The organism is Burkholderia seminalis DSM 23518 (genome assembly GCF_902832885.1).
Lineage (GTDB): Bacteria > Pseudomonadota > Gammaproteobacteria > Burkholderiales > Burkholderiaceae > Burkholderia > Burkholderia seminalis.
This window is the reverse complement of record NZ_CADFDK010000011.1, coordinates 176,396-200,203: the sequence shown is the minus strand read 5'-3', so window position 1 is coordinate 200,203 and position 23,808 is coordinate 176,396. Positions and strand designations below refer to the sequence as shown.

23 protein-coding genes are annotated in these 23,808 nt (G+C 67.6%); 12 read left to right on the top strand and 11 right to left on the bottom strand.

Annotation, left to right across the window (positions count from 1 at the left end):
- Positions 1-133: 133 nt before the first annotated feature.
- A complete protein-coding gene (gene mltA / locus HWX00_RS28075) occupies positions 134-1,366 on the bottom strand; it encodes a murein transglycosylase A (protein ID WP_175027150.1) in 1,233 nt (410 codons plus the stop codon).
- A gap of 81 nt (positions 1,367-1,447) precedes the next feature.
- Positions 1,448-1,822, bottom strand: coding sequence for a Co2+/Mg2+ efflux protein ApaG (gene apaG / locus HWX00_RS28070; RefSeq protein ID WP_034187476.1), 375 nt, complete (start codon positions 1,820-1,822; stop codon positions 1,448-1,450).
- 178 nt (positions 1,823-2,000) lie between these two features.
- Between apaG and rpe the strand changes: the two genes are divergently transcribed.
- The 8 genes from rpe to HWX00_RS28030 all read left to right on the top strand — a co-directional run bounded on the left by rpe (position 2,001) and on the right by HWX00_RS28030 (position 9,325).
- Positions 2,001-2,687, top strand: coding sequence for a ribulose-phosphate 3-epimerase (rpe, locus tag HWX00_RS28065; RefSeq protein WP_006482066.1), 687 nt, complete (start codon positions 2,001-2,003; stop codon positions 2,685-2,687).
- 4 nt (positions 2,688-2,691) lie between these two features.
- Positions 2,692-3,465 (top strand): phosphoglycolate phosphatase, encoded by a 774-nt coding sequence (locus tag HWX00_RS28060; protein ID WP_175027149.1) that lies wholly within the window; start codon positions 2,692-2,694, stop codon positions 3,463-3,465.
- A gap of 357 nt (positions 3,466-3,822) precedes the next feature.
- Positions 3,823-5,316, top strand: a complete 1,494-nt coding sequence (gene trpE, locus HWX00_RS28055; protein ID WP_175027148.1) for an anthranilate synthase component I — start codon at positions 3,823-3,825, stop codon at positions 5,314-5,316.
- A gap of 13 nt (positions 5,317-5,329) precedes the next feature.
- A complete protein-coding gene (locus HWX00_RS28050) occupies positions 5,330-5,920 on the top strand; it encodes an aminodeoxychorismate/anthranilate synthase component II (protein ID WP_049030266.1) in 591 nt (196 codons plus the stop codon).
- 13 nt (positions 5,921-5,933) lie between these two features.
- On the top strand, positions 5,934-6,965 hold the full coding sequence (gene trpD / locus HWX00_RS28045; protein WP_027788472.1) for an anthranilate phosphoribosyltransferase: 1,032 nt from the start codon (positions 5,934-5,936) through the stop codon (positions 6,963-6,965).
- 29 nt (positions 6,966-6,994) lie between these two features.
- Positions 6,995-7,780, top strand: a complete 786-nt coding sequence (gene trpC, locus HWX00_RS28040; RefSeq protein ID WP_175027147.1) for an indole-3-glycerol phosphate synthase TrpC — start codon at positions 6,995-6,997, stop codon at positions 7,778-7,780.
- Positions 7,780-8,406 carry a CYTH domain-containing protein gene (locus HWX00_RS28035; RefSeq protein ID WP_069705988.1) on the top strand — a complete coding sequence of 209 codons (627 nt, stop codon included), beginning with the start codon at positions 7,780-7,782 and terminating at the stop codon, positions 8,404-8,406. Before trpC ends, HWX00_RS28035 begins: the two co-directional genes overlap by 1 nt.
- A gap of 13 nt (positions 8,407-8,419) precedes the next feature.
- Positions 8,420-9,325 carry a uracil-DNA glycosylase gene (locus HWX00_RS28030; protein ID WP_034187483.1) on the top strand — a complete coding sequence of 302 codons (906 nt, stop codon included), beginning with the start codon at positions 8,420-8,422 and terminating at the stop codon, positions 9,323-9,325.
- 120 nt (positions 9,326-9,445) lie between these two features.
- Here the strand turns inward: HWX00_RS28030 and HWX00_RS28025 are convergent, their stop codons facing one another.
- The 4 genes from HWX00_RS28025 to HWX00_RS28010 form a co-directional block, all read right to left on the bottom strand.
- Positions 9,446-10,042, bottom strand: a complete 597-nt coding sequence (locus tag HWX00_RS28025; protein ID WP_034187484.1) for an FMN-dependent NADH-azoreductase — start codon at positions 10,040-10,042, stop codon at positions 9,446-9,448.
- Between the two features lie 147 nt (positions 10,043-10,189).
- Complete coding sequence (locus HWX00_RS28020; RefSeq protein WP_175027146.1) at positions 10,190-11,989, bottom strand: M61 family metallopeptidase; 1,800 nt, start codon at positions 11,987-11,989, stop codon at positions 10,190-10,192.
- A 105-nt stretch (positions 11,990-12,094) separates the two neighbouring features.
- Entirely contained in the window at positions 12,095-12,823 is a 729-nt protein-coding gene (locus tag HWX00_RS28015) for a DsbC family protein (RefSeq protein ID WP_034187486.1), read from the bottom strand.
- 90 nt (positions 12,824-12,913) lie between these two features.
- Entirely contained in the window at positions 12,914-14,092 is a 1,179-nt protein-coding gene (locus tag HWX00_RS28010; RefSeq protein ID WP_034187487.1) for a UbiH/UbiF family hydroxylase, read from the bottom strand.
- A 247-nt stretch (positions 14,093-14,339) separates the two neighbouring features.
- Between HWX00_RS28010 and ychF the strand changes: the two genes are divergently transcribed.
- Positions 14,340-15,434 (top strand): redox-regulated ATPase YchF, encoded by a 1,095-nt coding sequence (gene ychF, locus HWX00_RS28005; protein ID WP_034187488.1) that lies wholly within the window; start codon positions 14,340-14,342, stop codon positions 15,432-15,434.
- A gap of 165 nt (positions 15,435-15,599) precedes the next feature.
- Here ychF and gabP read toward each other — a convergent pair whose 3' ends face one another.
- The 3 genes from gabP to HWX00_RS27990 form a co-directional block, all read right to left on the bottom strand.
- The gene (gene gabP, locus HWX00_RS28000) at positions 15,600-16,991 is read right to left on the bottom strand and encodes a GABA permease (RefSeq protein WP_175027145.1); all 1,392 of its coding nucleotides are present in this window, start codon (positions 16,989-16,991) and stop codon (positions 15,600-15,602) included.
- A 367-nt stretch (positions 16,992-17,358) separates the two neighbouring features.
- A complete protein-coding gene (locus tag HWX00_RS27995) occupies positions 17,359-17,694 on the bottom strand; it encodes an MmcQ/YjbR family DNA-binding protein (protein WP_034187490.1) in 336 nt (111 codons plus the stop codon).
- An 81-nt stretch (positions 17,695-17,775) separates the two neighbouring features.
- On the bottom strand, positions 17,776-19,041 hold the full coding sequence (locus HWX00_RS27990; RefSeq protein ID WP_175027144.1) for an MFS transporter: 1,266 nt from the start codon (positions 19,039-19,041) through the stop codon (positions 17,776-17,778).
- 193 nt (positions 19,042-19,234) lie between these two features.
- On the opposite strand from HWX00_RS27990, the gene gcvA reads away from it, so the two are divergent.
- From gcvA to ettA, 3 genes are all read left to right on the top strand, one after another.
- Positions 19,235-20,152 carry a transcriptional regulator GcvA gene (gene gcvA / locus HWX00_RS27985; protein ID WP_175027143.1) on the top strand — a complete coding sequence of 306 codons (918 nt, stop codon included), beginning with the start codon at positions 19,235-19,237 and terminating at the stop codon, positions 20,150-20,152.
- 106 nt (positions 20,153-20,258) lie between these two features.
- Positions 20,259-20,567, top strand: coding sequence for a DUF3761 domain-containing protein (locus tag HWX00_RS27980; protein WP_069705994.1), 309 nt, complete (start codon positions 20,259-20,261; stop codon positions 20,565-20,567).
- A 206-nt stretch (positions 20,568-20,773) separates the two neighbouring features.
- Positions 20,774-22,441, top strand: a complete 1,668-nt coding sequence (ettA, locus tag HWX00_RS27975) for an energy-dependent translational throttle protein EttA (protein ID WP_006494122.1) — start codon at positions 20,774-20,776, stop codon at positions 22,439-22,441.
- A 137-nt stretch (positions 22,442-22,578) separates the two neighbouring features.
- On the opposite strand, the gene HWX00_RS27970 is transcribed toward ettA, so the two are convergent.
- Together HWX00_RS27970 and HWX00_RS27965 are read right to left on the bottom strand one after the other, a co-directional pair.
- Positions 22,579-23,202 (bottom strand): HAD family hydrolase, encoded by a 624-nt coding sequence (locus HWX00_RS27970; RefSeq protein ID WP_049028997.1) that lies wholly within the window; start codon positions 23,200-23,202, stop codon positions 22,579-22,581.
- The gene (locus HWX00_RS27965) at positions 23,199-23,750 is read right to left on the bottom strand and encodes a cysteine hydrolase family protein (protein ID WP_034187495.1); all 552 of its coding nucleotides are present in this window, start codon (positions 23,748-23,750) and stop codon (positions 23,199-23,201) included. The genes HWX00_RS27970 and HWX00_RS27965 overlap by 4 nt, the downstream gene beginning before the upstream one ends.
- Between the last annotated feature and the right edge of the window lie 58 nt (positions 23,751-23,808).

The window sequence follows — 23,808 nt, the reverse complement described above, 5'->3', positions numbered from 1 at the left end:
GCGGTCATCGCGCCGCCCCAAAAAGAAACAGTCCGAATCGGCCAGAGCCGGTCGGACTGTTTTGTCCCGGGGCACGGCCCGTCAAGTCACGTCACGTGGAGCATTCCGCCTGGAACAACCGCGCCGCTGCGCATCACGAATTCGGGAACAGCAGCCACATCCGGCCGACCTGCTTCATCCGGCCGGCCTGATCGCCCGCGTCGTCGCCGAGCCCCCAGAAATAGTCGGCCCGCACGCCGCCCTTGATCGCCGAACCCGTATCCTGCGCGAACACGAGCCGGTTCATCGGCGTATTCGTCAGCGGACGCGTAGTCTGCAGGAACACGGGCGTGCCGAGCGGAATCGCCGACGGGTCGACCGCGATCGAACGCTCCGGCGTCAGCGGCACGCCAAGCGCGCCGATCGGGCCGTCCGCGCCGCCGTGCGGCGCATCTTCCTTGGTCGGCATGTCGCGGAAGAACACGAACCGCGGATTCGTGTCGAGCAACGCGTCGACGCGGGTCGGGTTCGCCTTCGCCCATGCCTTGATGCCCTGCATCGTCGCCTGGGCGGGCGTCAGCTCGCCGCGATCGAGCAGCCACTTGCCGATCGAACGGTACGGCTGGTTGTTGGTGCCGCCGAAGCCGACCCGCATCACCGAACCGTCGTCGAGCAGCACGCGCCCCGAGCCCTGCACCTGCAGGAAGAAGGCCTCGATCGGATCGTCGACCCACACGAGTTCGTTGCCGTTCAGGATCCCGGCGCGCTCGAGCTGCGCGCGTGCCGGCAGCGCGGCCCCCGCGCGATAGCCGGCCGGCCAGCGATAGAGCGCGTACTGATACGGGCCGCGGCGCACGCGCGAACCGCGCAGCAGCGGCTCGTAATAACCGGTCACGAGCCCGTCGAGCGTCCCGTCGGTGTTCGCGAGCTGGAACGGCGTGAAATACGTTTCGAAGAAAGTGCGCGCGCTGCCGACGTCGAGCTCGTCGAGCCGGTCGGCGGCCGCGCACGCGCGCGCCCAGGCCGGCTGGCGCGCGAGCCGCACGCAGTTCTGCCGCAGCGCGGCCGTCGCGCCGATCAGCGAATCGTCCTGCCAGCCCGGCACCTGCTGCCACGCGACCGGCGTGAGCCGCTTCGCGGCGACCTGCCCCGGCACGATCGCCGCGCCGGTCGGCGGCTTCAGCGACGACGTCCGCGTCGGTGCGCTGCCGCACGCGGCAAGCAGCGCCGCCGCCGCGGCCGCTGCCACCCACCCGGCCAACCGGGGCCCAAACCACATACAATGTCCGTTCTTGATGGAAACCGCCATGTCAGATTTTCTCGACCAATATCCGATGCTCATCTTCGCGCTCGAAGCCTTCGTAGCGCTTGCCCTGCTGATCTTCATCGTCGTGTGGACGTCGTCGGGCAGAAAGAAGCACGCCCGCGGCAACAACGACCGCCAGCCGCGCTGACGCGCTTCGCACGCTCAATGCAGCGTGCGCGGCATGTGCAGTGCGAACTCGTCGACCGGCGCCTCGAAACGCTCGCCGTCTTCCGCCACGCAGAAGTACGCGCCCCGCATCGTGCCGACCGGCGTCGCGATCACGGCCCAGCTCGTGTATTCGAAGTGTTCGCCCGGCTGCAGCAGCGGCTGGTGCCCGACGACGCCGAGCCCCTTCACTTCCTGCACGTGGTTCTCGCTGTCCGTGATGATCCAGTGACGCGCGATCAGCTGCGCCGCGACCTGTCCCGTGTTGCGGATCGTCAGCGTGTACGCGAATGCGTATTGACGGTGATCGGGGTCGGATTGTTCCGGCAGGTAGCTGGTTTTCACCGAAACGGTGAACTGATACTGACTCATGATGTTTCCGGTGGAAGGTGACTGTCCGTGCCGGCATGGGCAACGGGGCCGCGGGCGCGCCGCATTGGTTCGGCATTCTATGCGCAATCGGGCCTCGGCCGCACGGCCCGCCGCCGCGCACCGGGTCGCCGGACGGTAGAATGACGGTTTTGCGCCGCAACGTCCCCGCTCCCCTGCCATGACCCAATTCCGTATCGCTCCCAGCATCCTGTCGGCCGATTTCGCACGGCTCGGCGAAGAAGTCCGCAACGTCGTCGCCGCCGGCGCCGACTGGATCCACTTCGACGTGATGGACAACCATTATGTGCCGAACCTGACGATCGGCCCGCTCGTGTGCGAAGCGATCCGCCCGCACGTGCAGGTGCCGATCGACGTGCACCTGATGGTGCGCCCGGTCGACCGGATCGTGCCCGATTTCGCGAAGGCCGGTGCGAACCTGATCAGCTTCCACCCGGAAGGCTCCGATCACATCGACCGCACGCTGTCGCTGATCCGCGACCACGGCTGCAAGGCCGGCCTCGTGTTCAACCCGGCCACGCCGCTGAACTACCTCGACCACGTGATGGACCGCCTCGACTTCGTGCTGCTGATGTCGGTCAACCCGGGCTTCGGCGGCCAGTCGTTCATTCCGGAAACGCTGAACAAGCTGCGCGAAGCACGCGCGCGCATCGACGCGTACACCGAGCGCACGGGCCGCGAGATCCTGCTCGAGGTCGACGGCGGCGTGAAGGCCGACAACATCGCGGAAATCGCTGCGGCCGGCGCCGACACGTTCGTCGCGGGTTCGGCGATCTTCGGCAAGCCCGACTACCGCAAGGTGATCGACGAGATGCGCGCCGCGCTCGCCACCGTCGAGCGGAGCTGACGCCGTGGCCGATTCGTCGCTTGCCGGCCACGCGCCGGCCGGGGCCACCGCGGACGCCGCGCACGCCGCCCCGATCCGCTTTGCCGCGCCGCGTATCGAAGCCGCGCTGATCGACCTCGACGGCACGATGGTCGACACGGCCGACGATTTCACGGCCGGCCTGAACGGGATGCTCGCGCGGCTCGGCGCGCCGGCCACGTCGCGCGACGAGGTGATCGGCTACGTCGGCAAGGGCTCCGAACACCTGATCCAGAGCGTGCTGAAGCCGCGCTTCCCGGCCGACGAAGCGCACGCGCGCTTCGACGACGCGCTGGCGATCTACCAGACCGAATACGCGAAGATCAACGGCCGCCATGCGCGCCTCTATCCGGAAGTGGCCGCCGGCCTCGACGCGCTGCGCGCGGCCGGGATCCGGCTCGCGTGCGTGACGAACAAGCCGCACCGCTTCGCGGTCGAGCTGCTCGAACAATACGGGCTGGCCGATTGCTTCGGCATCGTGCTCGGCGGCGACAGCGTCGCACGCAAGAAGCCCGATCCGCTGCCGATGCTGACGGCCTGCGACGCGCTCGGCGTCCCGCCGGACGCGGCGGTCGCGATCGGCGACTCGGAAAACGACGCGCTGGCCGGCCGCGCGGCCGGAATGGCGACGCTGACGGTGCCGTACGGCTACAACCACGGCAAAGCTATACAAACGATAAATTCGGATGGTATAGTCGATTCGTTGCTGGTCGCGGCTCGCGCAATTTCCGCGCACAACGCCGGCCGGCCAACCGTCTGATTATTTCTTCCATCCGCATGTTTCTGAATAAAAAACGGAGTCTGAGCAGCATCGACCGGGGAGCCTGGCCCTGGCGTCGCTGGTCGCGCTAACCTCTTCGATGAGGTACGCTGAAGCACGTCTTCAGCGCCGTTTTTTATCTCGCTGCGCATCCGCGCGCCGATCGTCGCACCACCTCGAGTTCCACCGCGTCCGAACGCTCGCGTTCAGGATCGGCCGCAGGCTCGCGACGTTCACGCCCGGAATGCCGGCCGGCAACAGGCACTTCTCGATCGACCGCCCTTTCGCCGACGGCAACCCGCGCAGCGTCAAGTGATCCCTGGCGCACGCGCCGCTCGTCCCGAACAGGACCGGAACATGACCGAACTCGAATTCCAATCGCTCGCGAACGAAGGCTTCAACCGCATCCCGCTGATCGCGGAAGCCCTTGCCGATCTCGAAACGCCGCTGTCCCTCTACCTGAAGCTGGCCCAGCCCGAACGCGCGGGCGCCAACTCGTTCCTGCTGGAATCCGTGGTCGGCGGCGAACGCTTCGGCCGCTACTCGTTCATCGGCCTGCCGGCCCGCACGCTCGTCCGCACCCGCAACGGCGTATCGGAAGTCGTGCGCGACGGCCAGGTCGTCGAGACGCACGACGGTAACCCGTTCCAGTTCATCGAATCGTTCCAGGCGCGTTTCAAGGTCGCGCAGCGCCCGGGCCTGCCGCGCTTCTGCGGCGGTCTCGCCGGCTACTTCGGTTACGACGCGGTGCGCTATATCGAGAAGAAGCTCGCGAACACCGCGCCGCGCGACGATCTCGGCCTGCCCGACATCCAGCTGCTGCTGACCGAGGAAGTCGCGGTCATCGACAACCTCGCCGGCAAGCTGTACCTGATCATCTACGCGGACCCGGGCCAGCCCGAAGCCTACGCAAAGGCGAAACAGCGCCTGCGCGAGCTGAAGCAGCGCCTGCGCACGACCGTGCAGCCGCCCGTCACGTCGGCCAGCGTGCGCACCGAGACGTTCCGCGAGTTCAAGAAGGACGACTATCTGGCCGCCGTGCGTCAGGCGAAGGAATACATCGCGGCCGGCGAACTGATGCAGATCCAGGTCGGCCAGCGGCTGACGAAGCCGTACCGCGACAATCCGCTGTCGCTGTATCGCGCGCTGCGTTCGCTGAACCCGTCGCCGTACATGTATTACTACAACTTCGGCGATTTCCACGTGGTGGGTGCGTCGCCGGAAATCCTCGTGCGCCAGGAAAAGCGCGGCGAGGATCAGATCGTCACGATCCGCCCGCTCGCCGGCACGCGCCCGCGCGGCAACACGCCCGAGCGCGATGCGGAACTCGCGACCGAGCTGCTCAACGATCCGAAGGAGATCGCCGAGCACGTGATGCTGATCGACCTCGCGCGCAACGATGTCGGCCGTATTGCCGAAATCGGCTCGGTGCAGGTGACCGACAAGATGGTCATCGAGAAGTACTCGCACGTGCAGCATATCGTCAGCTCGGTCGAAGGCAAGCTGAAGCCCGGCATGACGAACTACGACGTGCTGCGCGCGACGTTCCCGGCCGGCACGCTGTCCGGCGCGCCGAAGGTGCGCGCGATGGAACTGATCGACGAGCTCGAGCCGGTCAAGCGCGGGCTGTACGGCGGCGCGGTCGGCTACCTGTCGTTCTCGGGCGAGATGGATCTCGCGATCGCGATCCGCACGGGGCTGATCCACAACGGCAACCTGTATGTACAAGCGGCGGCCGGCGTCGTCGCGGATTCGGTACCCGAATCCGAATGGCAAGAGACCGAGAACAAGGCGCGCGCGGTGCTGCGTGCGGCCGAACAGGTCCAGGACGGCCTCGATAGCGACTTCTGACCGGAGACTGACCATGCTGCTCATGATCGACAACTACGACTCGTTTACCTACAACCTGGTCCAGTACTTCGGTGAACTCGGCGAGGACGTGCGTACCTACCGCAACGACGAAATCACGCTCGACGAGATCGCGCGCCTGGATCCCGACGCGATCTGCCTGTCGCCGGGCCCGAGCAATCCGCAACACGCGGGCATCACGCTCGACGTGCTGCGCGAGTTCGCCGGCAAGAAACCGATCCTCGGCGTGTGTCTCGGCCACCAGGCGATCGGCGAGGCATTCGGCGGCCGCGTGGTGCGCGCGAAGACCATCATGCACGGCAAGGTGAGCCGGATCGAAACCGATTGTCGCGGCGTGTTCGCCGACCTGCCGAAGCATTTCGACGTCACGCGCTACCACTCGCTCGCGATCGAGCGCGAATCGCTGCCGGACTGCCTCGAAGTGTCCGCCTGGACCGACGACGGCGAAATCATGGGCGTGCGCCACAAGACGCTGCCGGTCGAAGGCGTGCAGTTCCATCCGGAATCGATCCTGTCCGAGCACGGCCATGCGCTGCTCGAGAATTTCCTGAAGCAGGCCCGCGCCGCGGCTGCACAGGCTGCGTGACGGGAGCCCCACGATGACGATTACTCCGCAGGAAGCGCTGCAGCGCACGATCGAGCACCGCGAAATCTTCCACGACGAGATGCTGCACCTGATGCGGCTCATCATGCGCGGCGACATGTCGCCGGTGATGGCCGCGGCGATCATCACCGGATTGCGCGTGAAGAAGGAGACGATCGGCGAGATCGCCGCCGCCGCGACCGTGATGCGCGAATTCGCGAACCATGTCGAGGTGCAGGACAACTCGAACTTCGTCGACATCGTCGGCACCGGCGGCGACGGCTCGCATACGTTCAACATCTCGACCGCGTCGATGTTCGTCACGGCCGCGGCCGGCGCGAAGGTCGCGAAGCACGGCAACCGCGGCGTGTCGAGCAAGTCCGGCAGCGCCGACGTGCTCGAGGCGCTCGGCGTGAACATCGACCTGCAGTCGGAGCAGGTCGCCGCGTCGATCGCCGAAACGGGCATGGGCTTCATGTTCGCGCCGAACCATCACCCGGCGATGAAGAACATCGCGGCCGTGCGGCGCGAACTCGGCGTGCGCACGATCTTCAACATCCTCGGCCCGCTGACCAATCCGGCCGGCGCGCCGAACCAGCTGATGGGCGTGTTCCACCCCGACCTCGTCGGTATCCAGGTGCGCGTGATGCAGCGCCTCGGCGCGCAGCACGTGCTCGTCGTATACGGCAAGGACGGGATGGACGAGGTGTCGCTCGGCGCCGCGACGCTCGTCGGCGAATTGCGCGACGGCAAGGTGCACGAATACGAGATCCATCCGGAGGATTTCGGCCTGCAGATGGTGTCTAACCGCACGCTGAAGGTGGAAAATGCCGACGAGTCGCGCACGATGCTGCTCGGCGCGCTGGACAACCAGCCGGGCGTCGCGCGCGAGATCGTCACGCTGAACGCGGGCACCGCGCTGTATGCGGCGAACGTCGCCGAATCGATCGCGGACGGCATCCAGCTCGCCCGCGAAGCGATCGCGAGCGGCAAGGCGCGCGCGAAAGTCGACGAACTCGTGCGCTTCACGCAGCAGTTCAAGCGCTGACTCCCCTTACGAATCAAGCAGGAATCCCCATGAGCGACATTCTCGACCGAATCATCGCCGTCAAGCGCGAAGAAGTCGCGGCGGCCATGCGCAGCACGCCGCTCGAGGCACTGAAGCTGGACGCCTCCGCGCGCGACCTGCGCGACTTCGTCGGCGCGCTGCGTGCGAAGCACGCGGCCGGCGACGCCGCGGTAATCGCCGAAATCAAGAAGGCCAGCCCGTCGAAGGGCGTGCTGCGCGAGCACTTCGTGCCGGCCGACATCGCACGCTCGTATGCGGCGCACGGCGCCGCGTGCCTGTCGGTGCTGACCGACGAGCAATTCTTCCAGGGCGGCGTCCGCTACCTCGAAGAGGCACGCGCGGCCTGCACGCTGCCGGTGCTGCGCAAGGACTTCATCGTCGACGCGTACCAGATCGTCGAAGCCCGCGCGATGGGCGCCGACGCGATCCTGCTGATCGCCGCCGCACTCGATACGCCGCTGATGCAGGACCTCGAGGCGTATGCGCACACGCTCGGCCTCGCGGTGCTGGTCGAAGTGCACGACCGCAACGAGATGGAACAGGCGCTGACGCTCAAGACACCGCTGCTCGGCATCAACAACCGCAACCTGCGCACGTTCGAGACGTCGATCCAGACCACGCTCGACATGCTCGACATGATTCCGGCGGACCGCATCGTCGTGACCGAATCGGGCATCCTGTCGCGCACCGACGTCGACACGATGCGCGCGGCGAACGTGAACACGTTCCTCGTCGGCGAAGCGTTCATGCGCGCCGAGCAGCCGGGCGAGGAACTCGCGCGGATGTTCTTCTGATGGCGATCGAAAAGGAAATCAAGCTCGCGCTGCCGGCCGGTCAGGCCGACGCCGCGCGACGCTTCTTCGAGACGCTGACCGGCGAACCCGGCCGCGACGTCACGCTCGCGAACGTCTACTACGACACACCCGATCTCGCGCTGGCGCGCTCGAAGAGCGCGGTGCGCGTGCGTCGCACGCCGCACGGCTGGCTGCAGACCTTCAAGACGGTCGGCAGTGCGGAAGGCGGCCTGCATCGCCGCCACGAATGGGAACTGCCGGTCGCCGGCGACGCGCTCGAGATCGACGCGCTCGTCGCGGCCTGCGACGTGCCGGAAGCGGCCGCCGCGCTGAATAATGCGGCCGGCGCGCTGCATGCGCTGTTCCGCACGGATTTTTCGCGTACGCTGTGGCGCGTCGCGATCGGCGGTGCGACCGTCGAGGCCGCGGTGGACCTCGGCGAGATCGTCGTCCAGGCGGAACACGAAACGCGCCGCGAACCGATCAGCGAAATCGAACTCGAACTGATCGACGGCCCGGAAGCGGCGCTCTCGACGCTTGCCGCCGAACTGCAGCAGGCGCTGCCGGGCCTCGCTCCCGAAAACATCAGCAAGGCGCAGCGCGGCTACCGGCTGCGCGCGCAATAAACACGCATCACGCATGGCAACCCGCAAGACTTCCCGCGCGCCGCAACAGGCGTCGCTGTTCGACGATCCCGTGCCGGAAACGGCACCGGCCGATATACCGTCCGCGGCTTCCAAGCCGCCCGCGGCCGGGCGCAAACCCGCGAAGAAAACCGCGGCACCGGCCCCCGCCGCGGCGGCACCGCAGCCCGCCGCCGCCGACGTTCCGCATCTCGCCGCGCAATTCGACGCGCTGCCGGCCGTCTGGCGCGACGTGCTGAAGCCGTTCACCGACAGCGACGCGTACGCGCCGCTGTGCCGCTTCGTCGACGACGAGCGCGCAGCCGGCAAGACGGTCTACCCGACCGACGTGTTCCGCGCGCTGCGCCTGACGAGCCCCGACGACGTGAAAGTCGTGATCCTCGGCCAGGATCCGTACCATGGCGACGATCGCGGCACGCCGCAGGCGCACGGCCTCGCGTTCTCGGTGCCGCCGGCCGTCCGCACGCCGCCGTCGCTGCGCAACATCTTCAAGGAAATCGCCGCGAACTTCGGTCACGACACGCCGCGCCACGGCTGTCTCGACACATGGGCGCGCCAGGGCGTGCTGCTGCTCAACACCGTGCTGACGGTCGAGCGCGGCGCGGCCGCCAGCCATGCGAAGCGCGGCTGGGAGCAATGCACGGACACGCTGATCCGCGAACTCGCCGGCCGTCATCGCGGGCTCGTGTTCATGCTGTGGGGCGCACACGCGCAGGCGAAGCGCGCGCTGTTCGACGCGAGCGCGCATTGCGTGCTCGAGGCGCCGCATCCGTCGCCGCTATCCGCACACCGCGGCTTCCTCGGCTGCCGCCATTTCGCGCTCGCGAACGATTATCTGGTCGATGCGGGCCGCGAGCCGATCGACTGGCGCCTGCCGGAAGTCGCCGAAACGCTCGCTTGACGCGCTGCCGGTTCCTTCGAGCCGGCAAGCACGCAAAAACGCCGCGCCCCTTTCGGGAACGCGGCGTTTTTTTCGGGCGGCGCAGAGGCAGCAGGTGCGTCGCACCCGCGGCGGCCTTCCTTACGCGGCGGCGATCGCTTCGCGCGCGCTCGCGAGCGCGGCACTCTGCGCATCCGGGCCGAGATTCAGGCCTTCGGCGAAGATGAAGCTCACGTCGGTCAGGCCGATGAAGCCGAGGAAGGTGCGCAGGTACGGCGTCTGGCTGTCGTTCGGCGTACCGGCATACTTGCCGCCGCGGGCCGTCACGACGTGAACCTTCTTGCCCTTGATCAGGCCTTCCGGACCGTTCTCGGTGTAGCGGAACGTGACGCCGGCACGGGCGATCCAGTCGAAGTACGTCTTCAGTTGCGACGAGATGCCGAAGTTGTACATCGGGGCGCCGATCACGATGACGTCGGCGGCTTGCAGCTCGGCGATCAGTGCATCGCTCTTCGCGACGATCGCATTCTGCTCCGCGGTGCGCTTGTCGGCCGGCGTGAAGAACGCGCCGAGCACCGATTCGTCGAGGTGCGGCAGCGCATCGGCCAGCAGGTCGCGAACCACGACCTTCGCGCCGGGGTTCGATTGTTGCAGCTTTGCCGTCAGTTCGTTGGCCAGCAGCGTGGATTGCGCACCTTGCGAACGCGCAGCGGAATTGATTTGCAGAATGGTCGTCATGTCAGGCTCCGTTGGGGTTGCGCTTCGGTAGCGCGAGTGACGCCATTGTGCGTGGCCGCATGACCGTGAAAAAGCGGGTTCAGGGCGACGGATTGTTGCAGCAGCAGAACAATCCGTGATCGCACCCTGATACCCGTCTTCTTACGTTCACCCCTTCAGCCAGGTTTCCCGGGCCCTGGAGACCGCGGCCGGCTTCGCGGCCGCCGTCAGCCGGTAGCGCGTGACTTCCGGGCCGTCGAGCTTCAGTTTCGCGGTACGCAGCTCGTCGCGGCGGAATGCGTGCACCTCGACCTTGTCGCCCGGCCGGTAGCGCGCGAGCAGCGCATCGAGGTTCATGCCCGTCACGCGCAGCCCGTCGACCGCGATCAGCGTATCGCCGGCCGACAGCCCCGCGCGATGCGCGGCACCGCCTTCGTAGACCGCCGCGAACGTGCAGTCCGTGCCGCCGCGCAGACGCGCACCGATCGTCGGCTTCGCGGCCGCGCCGTTCGCGACATCGGGCGCCAGCGTCACACCGAACGGCGCGAACAGCTCGGCGAGCGGCAGGTCGCGCGTGCCGTGCACGGCATCGGTGAACAGGCGGCCGAGCGCGACGCCCGTCGCTTCCTCGATCAGTGCGTCGACTTCGTTCTCCTCGACGCCCGCCTGCTTGCCGCGGTAGAAGTCGCGGCCGTAGCGCTGCCACAGCAGACGCATCACGTCGTCGAGCGACTTCCGGTTGCGCGTCTGCGCGCGGATCGCGAGATCGAACGCGAGCGCGACGAGCGAACCCTTCGTGTAATAGCTGACGATCGCGTTGGTCGCATTCTCGTCCTGGCGGTAGTACTTGATCCACGCGTCGAACGAGCTTTCCGCGACGCTCTGCTTGAGCCGGCCCGTGCCGCGCAGCACGCCGCCGATCGTCCGGCCCAGTGCCGCGAAATATTCGTCCTGCGACATCAGCCCGCTGCGCACCAGCATCAGGTCGTCGTAATACGACGTGAAACCCTCGAACAGCCACAGCAGCGACGTGTAGTTCTCGCGCGTCAGGTCGTACGGCACGAACGCCGCGGGCTTGATGCGCTTCACGTTCCACGTGTGGAAGTACTCGTGGCTGCAGAGACCGAGATAGGTGCGATAGCCTTCCGTCGTTTCCGGCCGCCCCTTCACCGGCAGGTCGGTGCGGTTGCAGATCAGCGCGGTCGACGCACGATGCTCGAGGCCGCCGTAGCCGTCGCTGACCGCGAGCGTCATGAACACGTAGCGGTCCATCGGCGCCTTCTTCGACTTCGGCTCGAACAGCGCGATCTGCGCTTCGCACACGCGCTTCAGGTCGGTGCGCAGCCGCTCCATGTCGAGCTGCGTCACGCGCCCGGCGATCACGATGTCGTGCGGCACGCCATGCGCGTCGAAGGTCGCGAGCGCGAATTCGCCGATCGTCACCGGATGGTCGGAAAGCTCATCGTAGTTCGCGGCGCGATACGCGCCGAAACCGTAGCGCTTCGTGCCGCGCGCTTCGGGCAGCGCGGTGCCGACGCGCCACGTGCGGAACGCCGCGCCGGCCGGTTTCGCGATGTCGACCTCGCACGGCGCGGCCTCGCGGCCGGCGACGCTCAGGAACACGGCCGTCGCGTTGAAGAAGCCGCCCGATTCGTCGAGATACGCGGAGCGCACCGACAGGTCCCATGCGTACACGTCGTAGCGCAGCGTCAGCGCGCCGGTCACGGGCGCGGCCTGCCACGTGTGCTTGTCGGTCTTCGCGATGCGGACCTTGCGGCCCGCGTCGTTGAACGCACCGAGCGTCACGATGTTGCGCGCGAACTCGCGCACGAGGTAGCTGCCCGGAATCCACACCGGCAGCGAGAAGCGCTGGCCTTCGGGATCGGGATCGGCGACCGTCACCGATACTTCGAACAGGTGCGCGGCAAGATCTTTCGGGACAATCGAATAGCGGATCGGCTGGGTCATCGTGGCAATCGGTCGGTCGAATACGGCGGCGAAAACGAAGAGAGGCGCCGGCAGATCATGCGGGCGCCCCTCGCTCGCCGGGCCATGTGCCCGGCGTGTAGTCGGTTACTTGCTCGAGGCGAGCGCCTGATTGAGCTGGTCGGCCGAGACCGCGCCCGGCAGGCGGCGGCCGTCCGGCAGGAAGATCGTCGGCGTGCCCGTGACGTTCATCCCGCGCCCGAGCGCGAGGTTCTTGTCGAGCGCGGTGGTATCGCAGGTGCCGGCGCCGGACGGGGTGCGGTGGTCGAGCATCCAGCCTTCCCACGTCTTCGCACGGTCGGTCGCGCACCAGATCGCCTTCGACTTCACGGTCGAGTCCGGCGACAGCACCGGGTACAGGAACGTGTAGACGGTGACGTTGTCGACCGACTGCAGCGTCGTCTCGAGCTTCTTGCAATACGGGCAGTTCGGATCGGAGAACACCGCGATCTTGCGGGCGCCGTTGCCCTTGACGACCTTGATCGCGTTCGCGAACGGCAGGCTCGCGAAGTCGATCTTGTTGATTTCGGACAGGCGTGCGTCGGTCAGGTTCTTGTGCGTCTTGGTGTCGACGAGATCGCCGAGCAGCACGTAGTCGCCCGCCGCGTCGCTATAGATGATCTGCGAGCCGAGGTTCACTTCGTAAAGGCCGGCGACCGGCGATTTCGACACGCTCTTGATCGGCGCATCGTTGCCGAGACGGGCTTGCAGCGTGGCCTTCAGCTTGTCGGTGGTCTGGTCGGCCTGCGCGGTGCAGCCAAGCGTCGCCATCGTGACGGCCAGCGCCAGCGACGCGATGCGGATCGTTTTTTTCATCGAAATCTTCCTTCAGCTCAATCGGTGTGCACGGCACAGTGTACGCCGTAACGGAACCGTCTCCGACCGGCGAAGCGGCGGAAGGTTCGTTCAGCCGAGCGCGGCCGACACGAGCCAGCGCTTCACGAGCGGCTGCGCACCGACGAAGGCCATGCCCGCATTGCGCACCGCTTTCGCGAGCGAGCCCGGCACCGCGAAGAGCCGCTGCAGGCCGTCGGTCGCGACCATCAGCGCGCGGATGTCCTCGCGGCGCGAACGCTCGTAGCGGCGCAGCAGCACCGTGTCGCCGAGGTTGCGGAAGCTCTCCTTGCCCGCGATCGCGTCGACGAGCGCCGCGACGTCGCGCAGGCCGAGGTTCATCCCCTGCCCGGCGAGCGGGTGGATCAGGTGAGCGGCATCGCCGACCAGCGCGACGCGCGGCGCGATCAGCTTGTCGACCGTCTGCAGCGCCAGCGGGAAACCGGCGGCCGGCGTCACGCATTCGAGCGTGCCGACCTGGCCGTGCGACACGCGCTCGACCTCGGCCGCGAGCTGCGCGGGGTCGAGCGCGAGCAATTCATCGGCATGCGCGGTGTGCGCGGACCACACGAGCGACACGTGGCCGTCCGGCAGCGGCAGCAGCGCGACGATCTCGCCCTCGTGGAACCACTGGTAGGCCGTCTCGCGGTGCGGCAGCGACGCCTTGAAGTTCGCGACGACGCCCGTCTGCCGGTAATCGCGCCGTTCGACCCGGGCCCCCATTTGGGAACGCACCCACGAATGCGCGCCGTCGGCGCCGACGACCAGATCGGCTTCGAGCACCTGTCCCGACGACAGCGTGAGCACGGCCGCGTCGTCGCGCACGTCGAAGCCCTGTGCGCGCGCGTCGAACCACGTGAGGTTCGGCTGGAACCGCAGGGCGGCGTCGAGCGACGTCTCGACCAGCGACGATTCGGCGATCCATGCAAGTTGCGGCACGGAGGCCTGGTAGGCGGAAAAATGCAGTTCCGCATGCGCGTCGCCGTACACGCGCATGTCGAAGACGGGCGCGAGCCGGCCGTGGTCGAGCGCCTGCCAGACCCGCAGCCGCTCGAGCAGCGCCTGCGAACTGGAAGACAGCGCGTAGACGCGGGTGTCGAACGCGAGATCGGCGGGGCGCGGCGTGGCCGGCTGGGCAAGCAAGGCGGTCTTGTAGCCGGACTGGGTCAGCGCGAGCGCGGCCGTCTTGCCGACGAGCCCGCCGCCGACCACGGCGACGTCGAAGGAGTGGTGGGCAGTCATGGCGGGCATTATAGCCGCGGGGCCAAACCCTTACGCGGCCGGACTTTGCGGGAAATCAGCAGAATCGCTGGCGGCCGATGCGGCGGGGCGGCCCGTCGCATCGGCCGTTCGGCGCAACCCCGGAATCCGGGGCGTCGGCACGGTACAATAGCGTCTTTGACCGTCGGCTCGCCGCGCTCCACGCGCCGGCCGCCCTTTTTTTCCCGCGCCGCCGTGCCCTGTCCGGCCGCGCCGCCTTACCCGTCCGAAGGATTCCATGAGTCTCAAATGCGGCATCGTCGGCTTGCCCAACGTCGGCAAGTCCACCCTGTTCAATGCGCTGACCAAGGCCGGCATCGCCGCCGAGAACTACCCGTTCTGCACGATCGAACCGAACGTCGGCATCGTCGAAGTGCCCGATACGCGCCTGAAGGCGCTCTCCGAGATCGTCAAGCCGGAGCGTGTCGTGCCGGCCGTCGTCGAATTCGTCGACATCGCGGGCCTCGTCGCGGGCGCGAGCAAGGGTGAAGGCCTCGGCAACCAGTTCCTCGCGAACATCCGCGAAACCGACGCGATCACGCACGTCGTGCGCTGCTTCGAGGACGAGAACGTCATTCACGTCGCCGGCAAGGTCAGCCCGATCGACGATATCGAAGTGATCAACACCGAACTCGCGCTGGCCGACCTCGGCACCGTCGAGAAGGCGCTCACGCGCTATTCGAAGGCCGCGAAGTCGGGCAACGACAAGGAAGCGGCGAAGCTCGTCGCGGTGCTCGAGAAAGTGCGCGCGCAGCTCGACCAGGGCAAGGCCGTGCGCGGCCTCGCGCTGTCGGACGACGAAGCGGCGCTGCTCAAGCCGTTCTGCCTGATCACCGCGAAGCCGGCGATGTACGTCGCCAACGTGAAGGACGACGGCTTCGAGAACAACCCGCACCTCGAGGCGGTGCGCAAGTACGCGGAAAGCGAGAATGCGCCGGTGGTTGCCGTGTGCGCGGCGATCGAAGCGGAAATCGCCGATCTCGACGATGCGGACAAGGAAGCGTTCCTCGCCGACATGGGCATGGAAGAACCGGGCCTCGACCGCGTGATCCGCGCGGGCTTCAAGCTGCTCGGCCTGCAGACCTACTTCACCGCGGGCGTGAAGGAAGTGCGCGCGTGGACGATCCATATCGGCGACACGGCGCCGCAGGCAGCCGGCGTGATCCACACCGACTTCGAGCGCGGCTTCATCCGCGCGCAGACGATCGCGTTCGACGACTTCATCGCGTACAAGGGTGAACAGGGTGCGAAGGAAGCCGGCAAGATGCGCGCAGAAGGGAAGGAATATGTCGTGCACGACGGCGACGTGATGAACTTCCTGTTCAACGTCTGAGCGTTGCATCGACCGATGCCGTGTGAATCACGCGGCATCGCGCAACACGTGCCCGGCACGAAAAACGAATGGCCCGACGGCAAGCGCCGTCGGGCCATTTTCATTGCGGGACGTTCCGCCAGCCAGCGGCGAACGCCGTGCGTCCGCCGCCGCTTCGTCATGACATCAGGTCGCCGACACCCGCCGCCCCGCGCTCGCCTGCGCATCGCGCCCACGCTTGTTCAGCCACGACGCCAGCAGCACGATCAACGCCAGCACGGCCGTCGCCCCCACTTCCATCCGATGCTCCTCGCTGACGAACATCACGGTCAGCGTGCCGCAGATGAACAGGATCACCGCCCACGTGAGCCACGGGAACAGCCACATGCGCAGCGTCAGGTCGGCGCCGGTCGATTCGAGCGTCTTGCGCATCCGCAGTTGCGAGATCGCGATCACCAGATACACGAGCAGCGCGATCGCGCCCGACGTCGCGAGCAGGAAGCCGAACACCTGCTCCGGCATCAGGTAGTTCGCGATCACGGTCACGAAGCCGAAGGCGGTCGACGCGAGCACGGCCGCGCGCGGCGTGCCGGTCGAATCGGTGCGATGCAGGAACGCCTGCGCGTCCTTGCGCTTCGACAGCGAGAACAGCATCCGCGACGCGGTGTACAGCGCCGAATTCAGGCAACTGGCGACCGACACGAGCACGATCACGTCGATGATCGCTTTCGCGTTCGGGACGCCGATCAGTTCCATCGCGCGCTGATACGAGCCGTGCTTCGGCAGCAGCGGGTCGTTCCACGGCACGATGGCCGCGACGATCAGGATCGAGCCGAGATAGAACAGCGTGATGCGCCAGATGACCGAGTTGGTCGCGCGCACGATCTGGCGTTGCGGGTTGTCCGATTCGGCGGCCGCGATCGTCACGATCTCGGTGCCGAGGAACGAGAACATCGTCGTCAGCATCGCCGCCAGCACCGCGCCGGCGCCGTTCGGCATGAAGCCGTGATGCGCGAACAGGTTCGACACGCCCGATACGGCGGGCGCCGGGATGATTCCGACGATTGCCGCGCCGCCGATGCACAGGAACACGACGATCGCGACGACCTTGATCAGCGCGAACCAGAATTCGAATTCGCCGTAGTTCTTGACGGAGAAGAGGTTGGTGAGGGTAAGCAGCAGCGTGATGCCGAGCGCGAAGATCCACGTCGCGACGCCCGGGAACCATGCATTGAGGATGGTCGCGGCGGCCGTCGCCTCGATCGGGATCACGAGCACCCAGAACCACCAGTACAGCCAGCCGATCGTGAAGCCGGCCCAATGGCCGATCGCGCGATCGGCATAGGTCGAGAACGACCCGCTGTCCGGATGCGCGACGGCCATTTCGCCGAGCATGCGCATCACCAGCACGACCAGCACGCCCGCGATCGCATACGCGAGGATCGATGCCGGACCGGCTTCCGCGATCGCGTGGCCGGAGCCGACGAACAAGCCCGCGCCGATGACGCCGGCAATCGACATCATCGTCACGTGACGCTGCTTCAGGCCCGTGCCGAGGCCCGTGTTGCTTCCACTCATCTGTCTCTCTCCAAAAAACGGTTCCGGTATGACCGGGTGTCGCGTGAAGGCGGCGTGGGGCGTTGTCGTTCTTGATTCCGGCTGCGGCCGTGCGTGCGTCGCACGCGGGCGTGAGGCCAGGTGGGGCCGTTCGGGTCGGTGCGCCCGCGCAGTCTGCGAAGCTGCGGGTGCGATGCGGCGTGCAAGACGCCGGCGCATCGCGTGCGCCCTTTCCATCGGCTGTCGTCAGCCGCCTTCGAAGCGAAGGAGTGTAAGCATCAAACGGTTCGTCACTAAGAACCAATTGAAGAATTTCGATGGAACCACTCGTTGCATCGATGCGAACCGATGCAACGCTTGATCCGGCGTGGTGCCGGATTCCGCGCCGTCAGTGCGCCGCTTCGTCCCGCCACCTGGCCGGGACGATCGCGTGCCATTCCCGCAGAAGCAGGTTTTTCACGGCGTCGGGATGCGCGACCGACAGGCGGACCAGCACGATCGGCCAGCCGGCATAGTGATCGGTCACGTAATACACGTCGGGTTCCGATTCGATCAGCCAGGCGCGCTCGTCGGGGCCGACACCCTTCACGACAAGCGTGTCGCCGTCCTCGCGCAGCCGCGCGAGCATCCTGCCCTTCACCTTGAGTGCGGGCGTGCCGTACGACGTGCCCTCCTCGACACCGCGCCACGCGAGCGCGATCTGCCGGACGTCGTCGAATGTCACGATGCCTCCCTGACCGTTGGCCGATGGTTGCCGGTCCGGCCACGCTACCGGAAATCGCGCGGCACGCCCAGCCGGATGCGCCTATCCGCCGGTTGCGCGCGCGGCCGCCGGCGCCCGTCCGGTCCTCGCGACGATCGCGAACGCGATCGCATTCGCGGCGGCGCTCGCGAGGATCGGCACGAGATAACCGCCGCCCGCGTCGTAGATGAAGCCGGCGGCGGCCGGGCCAATCAGCGTGCCGAACGCGACGCTCGTGTACAGGATGCCGATGATCCCGCTCACGTTGCGCCCGCCGAAATAGTCCATCACGACCGCCGGCAGCACGGCGACCCAGCCGCCATAAAACACGCCGAACACGAGCGCGAACGCGGCGAGCGTCGCGACGGTGCCTGCCCCCGCCCATGCGACGAGCGCCACGGCCATGCCGGCGAACATCGCCAGCAGCGACGCGCGGCGGCCGAAGCGGTCGGCCAGGCCGCCGAGGAAGAAGCGCCCGGCCGTGCTGCCGACGCCGATCGCCCCGAGCAGCAGCACGGCCGTGGGCGGCGCGACGCCGTGATCGAGCGCGTACGGCACGAGGTGAACGAACGGGACGAACACGCCGAACGAGCACACGAGGCATGCCGCGTAGAGGCTCGCGAACGGCCGCGACGTGACGGCTTCGCGCACGGTCGCCCCGGCCTGCACCTTCACACGGGCCGAGGCGGCACCGGCATGCTGGCCGTCATCGTCGGCCGCATCGCCATCGGGCAGCAGTCCGCGCCCGCGCGGATCGTTCTCGATCAGCAGCGACATGCCTGCGCCCAGCACGACCGCGATCATGGCGAGCGTGAAATACGCGCCGCGCCAGCCGGCATGCGCGATCAGCGCGGACGCGAGCGGCGGCATCACGAGCGTGCCGACGCCGATCCCCGCGACCGCGAGCCCCGATGCGAAGCCGCGCCGGCGCACGAACCAGCGCTGCACGGCACCGACGGCCGGCACGTACGCGCAGCCGACGCCGAGTCCGACCCCGAGCCCGTACGCGACATAGACCTGCAGCAGCGTGCGCGCCGCGCCGGCCGCCGCGAGCCCCGCGCCGGTCAGCAACATCCCGGCGACGGCGAGCCGCCGCGAGCCGAAGCGATCGGCCAGCGGCCCGCTGACGATGCCGAAACCGAAATACAGGAAGCCGGCGAGCGAGAACACGAGCGAAATCTGCCCGCGCGACGCGGCGAAATCCCGCTGCAGCGACTCGACGAACGCGCTGAACGTATACGCGCTGCCGAACCCGACCAACGTGACGGCGAACGCGGCCGCGACCACGTACCAGCCGTAGAAGAGGCGCGGTGCGCCCGGGCGGTTCATGACGATGCTCCTCTCAGGTTCCACCGGCCGCCGGGCAGCGCCCGGATTGCCTCATGGATATAGATGAACTATGTTGATCGCATCCGCTACCGAAACGCGGCCACGCAACGTGTGATCCGATACATCAACGGTACTCGGGCATACACGCGGCCTCAAACGATATTTCGTCGGCCTTTCGCTTTAGAAAAACTGAATGAATCGTTCCCGCCTTCCGCCACTCAACGCCCTGCGCGCCTTCGAAGCTGCCGCCCGCCACCTGTCGGTGAAGTCGGCCGCCGAAGAGCTGTCGGTCACGCCCGGCGCGGTGAGCCAGATGATCCGCACGCTCGAGGCGCATCTCGGCGTGCAGCTGTTCGAGCGCGTGAACCGCGGCATCCTGCTGACGGCCGCCGGCCGCGACTACCTGCCGCCCGTGCGCAACGCGTTCCGGCAGATCGCCGACGCGTCGCAGCGCGTGTCGGGCGCCGCCGACAGCGGCGTGCTGACGGTGAGCGTCACGCCGTTCTTCGCGTCCGCGTGGCTCGTCCCGCGCCTCGCGCAGTTCCGGCACGCGTGCCCGGACGTCGACCTGCAGGTCGTCACGAGCCACGCGCTCGCGGATTTCTCGCGCGACGGCGTCGATGTCGCGATCCGTCACGGCCTCGGGCGCTACATCGGGCTGTGCAGCGAGCGCCTGCTGACGGTGGAGATCGTCGCGCTCGCGTCGCCCGAACTCGTCGCGCGGCTCGGCAGGCCGGCGACGCCGGCCGACCTCGTCGGCTGGCCGCACCTGCACGACGCCGAGCGCAAGGGCTGGCACATCTGGTTCGGCGCGCGGCGGATCGACGATTTCGGGCCGCCGCGCGGCCCCGCGTTCGACGACTCGGGCCTGCTGCTGCAGGCGATCGTCGCCGGCCAGGGCGCCGGGCTGCTGCCGGCCGCGATGGTGCGCGGAGAGCTGGCGAGCGGGCGACTCGTGCAGCTTGCCGAGGTCGCCTGGCTCGACGATTTCGCGTACTACCTCGTCTATCCGCCGCATCACGCCGAGCGGCCGAAGGTCGCCGCGTTCCGCCGCTGGATTCTCGAGGCCGCGCAGGCGGACGGCGCGGCGTCGATGTCCGGCGCGGCGTAGCGTCGCGCCGCCGCGCGGCGCCGGCACCGGTCGGGCGCCGATCCGTTAACATGCGGCGCGGGCGATCCGCCCGACATCGATAACAACAAACCGACCGGGAGAGACCATGCCTGCCCTGTTCCGCCGCGCGACACGCATCGCGGCACTGTCCGCCGTCTTCCTTGTCACCTGCGCCGCGTTGCCCCACCCCGCACACGCGTACCGCGCATCGCCCGGCTACGGCAACGAAGCCGATCTCGACCGTCACGACACGTATCGCAACCGCGACGGCGAGACCGTGCACGCGCCCGCGCATTCGAAATCGGGCCGCGTGCCGGACGGGGCGAGCGCGCGCTGCCGCGACGGCACGTACAGCTTCAGCCGCCATCGACGCGGCACGTGCTCGGGGCACGGCGGCGTCGCCGCGTGGCTGTAACGCGACGCATCCGGACGGCTGCGCGGCGCCAGCGGCAGCCGGCGGCAGCCGGCGGCAGCCGGCGGCGAAGTACAATACGCGTTCGCGCCGCCGACACGCGGCGCCGCCGCCGCGCCCCGCGCGGCACGCTCCGTACCGAATCACCCGACGCCGCCACGCCCGCACGCTGCGCGGCCGTCTCAACCACTTCTGACTTTCACACCGAAATGGCCCAATACGTTTTCACGATGAACCGGGTCGGCAAGATCGTGCCGCCCAAGCGCCAGATCCTGAAGGACATCTCGCTGTCGTTCTTTCCCGGCGCGAAGATCGGCGTGCTCGGCCTGAACGGCTCGGGCAAGTCGACGCTGATCCGCATCATGGCGGGCGTCGACAAGGACATCGAGGGCGAAGCCACGCCGATGCCGAACCTGAACATCGGCTACCTGCCGCAGGAACCGCAGCTCGATCCGACGAAGACCGTGCGCGAAGCCGTCGAGGAAGGCCTCGGCGACCTGTTCCAGGCCAACAAGAAGCTGGAAGAAATCTACGCGGCCTACGCGGAACCGGACGCCGATTTCGACGCACTCGCGGCCGAGCAGGCGAAGTACGAGGCGATCCTCGCGTCGAGCGACGGCGGCAGCCCCGAGCAGCAGCTCGAAGTGGCGGCCGACGCGTTGCGCCTGCCGCCCTGGGACGCGAAGATCGAGCATCTGTCGGGCGGTGAAAAGCGCCGCGTCGCGCTGTGCAAGCTACTGCTCGAAAAACCGGACATGCTGCTGCTCGACGAACCGACCAACCACCTCGACGCCGAATCGGTCGACTGGCTCGAGCAGTTCCTGGTGCGCTTCCCCGGCACGGTCGTCGCCGTGACGCACGATCGCTACTTCCTCGACAACGCAGCCGAGTGGATTCTCGAACTCGACCGCGGCCACGGCATTCCGTGGAAGGGCAACTACAGCAGCTGGCTCGACCAGAAGGAAGAGCGCCTGAAGCAGGAAGAAGCATCGGAATCGGCACGCCAGAAGGCGATCAAGAAGGAACTGGAGTGGGTGCGCCAGAACCCGAAGGGCCGTCAGGCGAAGTCGAAGGCGCGTATCGCGCGCTTCGAGGAACTGAGCAGCCAGGAATACCAGAAGCGCAACGAAACGCAGGAAATCTTCATTCCGGCCGGCGAACGCCTCGGCAATGAAGTGATCGAGTTCAAGAACGTCAGCAAGTCGTTCGGCGACCGCCTGCTGATCGACAACCTGAGCTTCAAGATTCCGGCCGGCGCGATCGTCGGCATCATCGGCCCGAACGGCGCCGGCAAGTCGACGCTGTTCAAGATGCTCACGGGCAAGGAACAGCCGGATTCGGGTGAAGTCGTGATGGGCCCGACGGTGAAGCTCGCGTACGTCGACCAGAGCCGCGACGCGCTCGACGGCTCGAAGACGGTGTTCGAGGAAATCTCGGGCGGCGCCGACGTGCTGACGGTCGGCAAGTACGAAACACCGTCGCGTGCGTACATCGGCCGCTTCAACTTCAAGGGCGGCGACCAGCAGAAGATCGTCGGCAACCTGTCCGGCGGTGAACGCGGCCGTCTGCACCTCGCGAAGACGCTGATCTCGGGCGGCAACGTGCTGCTGCTCGACGAACCGTCGAACGACCTCGACGTCGAAACGCTGCGCGCGCTGGAAGACGCGCTGCTCGAATTCGCGGGCTCGGTGATGGTGATCTCGCACGATCGCTGGTTCCTCGACCGGATCGCGACGCACATCCTCGCGTTCGAAGGCGATTCGCAGGTCACGTTCTTCGACGGCAACTACCAGGAGTACGAAGCCGACAAGCGTGCGCGCCTCGGCGAGGAAGCCGCGAAGCCGAAGCGTCTGCGCTACAAGCCGATCAGCCGCTGACCGGCACGCCGGCCTGGGCATCCGGCACCGCGGCAACGCGGGGCCGAATGCCCGAGGCGGCCGCTTCCGGATCGGCAGAACGAAAAAGCGGGCCCGTGGCCCGCTTTTTTTATCGCCGCGCGGTCGCGCGCTGTCGCTTACGCGAGCGCGCCCAGTTCACGCAACCGTGCCTCGGTCGCCGCCGCGCTCGTGTGATGAATGCCGTGCCAGCCGAGCGCCGTCGCGGCCTGCGCATTCTTCGCGTTGTCGTCGATGAACACGAGCTCGTGCGGCGCGATACCCGGCAGGTGCGGCACGATCCGCGCATGCATCTCGCGATAGATCGCCGGATCGGGTTTCACGAGCTTCACGCGGCCCGACACGACGATGTCCCTGAATCGCCGCAGCACCGGGAAGTTGTCCCACGCGTACGGAAACGTCTGCGCGGACCAGTTCGTCAGGCCGAACAGCGGCATCCCCTGCGCGTCCAGCCGGTCGACGAGCGCGGCGCCCTCTTCCAGCACGCCGCGGATCATCTCGTGCCAGCGCGCATAGAACGCGCGGATCAGCGCCTCGTGCTCCGGAAACTTCGCGACGAGCTCGGCCGTGCCTTCCTCGATCGTCTGCCCGCCGTCCTGGCGGATCACCCAGTCCATCGCGCACACGTGCGTGAGAAACCAGCGACGCTCGGTTTCGTCTGGAATCAGCTCACGGTAAAGGTACTCGGGGCTCCAGTCGATCAGCACGCCGCCGAAATCGAACACCACGGCCTTGATCGTCATGCAAACTCCGCAGCAAGGACTTCCGCGAGCGGACGCGGCGTCACCGCGTTGCCCGACAGCGAGTTGTTGTTCCAGATGAAGTGGTGGTGCGCGACGATCTGCGCGGCCGACAGGTGCGCACGCTCGTTCGTCGTGTGCAGGTCGGACACGACGGTCGTCCGGTAGCCGAGCAGCGCGGCGCGGCGCGCGGCCGAATCGACGCAGAACTCCGTCGCATAACCGCAGATCAGCACCGAACGGATGCCATGCCGATCGAGCTGCGCCGCGAGCGGCGTGTCGTGGAACGAATCGCTCACCTGCTTGCGCACGCGCCAGTCGTCGCCGCCGACGACCAGCCCCGCATGCAGCTCCCAGCCCGGCGTGCCGGGCACGATGTCGTCGTCCGCATCGCCGTCGTGCTGCACGAAACAGACGGGCGCGTTGGCCGCGCGCGCGGCCGCCGTCAACCGGTTGATGCCCGACACGACCTCGTCGAGCCGGTAGGCAGGCCGCGCCCGCTCCACCAGCCCGCGCTGCATGTCGATCACGATCACTGCGGTGTCCGTCATGGCTTGCCCTCGGTTCTGTCGTTCGGCTTATGTCGGCTGATGGTCCGGCCGTTGCCGC

Bases quoted from the DNA above. Each gene is read 5' to 3' on its own strand.
- HWX00_RS27990 (WP_175027144.1), bottom strand. From the start codon at position 19,041: ATGAACCGCCCGGGCGCACCGCGCCTCTTCTACGGCTGGTACGTGGTC.
- apaG (WP_034187476.1), bottom strand. From the start codon at position 1,822: ATGAGTCAGTATCAGTTCACCGTTTCGGTGAAAACCAGCTACCTGCCG.
- HWX00_RS27965 (WP_034187495.1), bottom strand. From the start codon at position 23,750: ATGACGGACACCGCAGTGATCGTGATCGACATGCAGCGCGGGCTGGTG.
- HWX00_RS28020 (WP_175027146.1), bottom strand. From the start codon at position 11,989: ATGACCCAGCCGATCCGCTATTCGATTGTCCCGAAAGATCTTGCCGCG.
- HWX00_RS27980 (WP_069705994.1), top strand. From the start codon at position 20,259: ATGCCTGCCCTGTTCCGCCGCGCGACACGCATCGCGGCACTGTCCGCC.
- HWX00_RS28050 (WP_049030266.1), top strand. From the start codon at position 5,330: ATGCTGCTCATGATCGACAACTACGACTCGTTTACCTACAACCTGGTC.
- HWX00_RS28015 (WP_034187486.1), bottom strand. From the start codon at position 12,823: ATGAAAAAAACGATCCGCATCGCGTCGCTGGCGCTGGCCGTCACGATG.
- trpE (WP_175027148.1), top strand. From the start codon at position 3,823: ATGACCGAACTCGAATTCCAATCGCTCGCGAACGAAGGCTTCAACCGC.
- mltA (WP_175027150.1), bottom strand. From the start codon at position 1,366: ATGAAGATCAGCAGGGCAAGCGCTACGAAGGCTTCGAGCGCGAAGATG.
- ettA (WP_006494122.1), top strand. From the start codon at position 20,774: ATGGCCCAATACGTTTTCACGATGAACCGGGTCGGCAAGATCGTGCCG.
- HWX00_RS28030 (WP_034187483.1), top strand. From the start codon at position 8,420: ATGGCAACCCGCAAGACTTCCCGCGCGCCGCAACAGGCGTCGCTGTTC.
- HWX00_RS27970 (WP_049028997.1), bottom strand. From the start codon at position 23,202: ATGACGATCAAGGCCGTGGTGTTCGATTTCGGCGGCGTGCTGATCGAC.
- rpe (WP_006482066.1), top strand. From the start codon at position 2,001: ATGACCCAATTCCGTATCGCTCCCAGCATCCTGTCGGCCGATTTCGCA.
- gcvA (WP_175027143.1), top strand. From the start codon at position 19,235: ATGAATCGTTCCCGCCTTCCGCCACTCAACGCCCTGCGCGCCTTCGAA.
- trpD (WP_027788472.1), top strand. From the start codon at position 5,934: ATGACGATTACTCCGCAGGAAGCGCTGCAGCGCACGATCGAGCACCGC.
- HWX00_RS28010 (WP_034187487.1), bottom strand. From the start codon at position 14,092: ATGCCCGCCATGACTGCCCACCACTCCTTCGACGTCGCCGTGGTCGGC.
- HWX00_RS28025 (WP_034187484.1), bottom strand. From the start codon at position 10,042: ATGACGACCATTCTGCAAATCAATTCCGCTGCGCGTTCGCAAGGTGCG.
- ychF (WP_034187488.1), top strand. From the start codon at position 14,340: ATGAGTCTCAAATGCGGCATCGTCGGCTTGCCCAACGTCGGCAAGTCC.
- HWX00_RS28035 (WP_069705988.1), top strand. From the start codon at position 7,780: ATGGCGATCGAAAAGGAAATCAAGCTCGCGCTGCCGGCCGGTCAGGCC.
- gabP (WP_175027145.1), bottom strand. From the start codon at position 16,991: ATGAGTGGAAGCAACACGGGCCTCGGCACGGGCCTGAAGCAGCGTCAC.
- trpC (WP_175027147.1), top strand. From the start codon at position 6,995: ATGAGCGACATTCTCGACCGAATCATCGCCGTCAAGCGCGAAGAAGTC.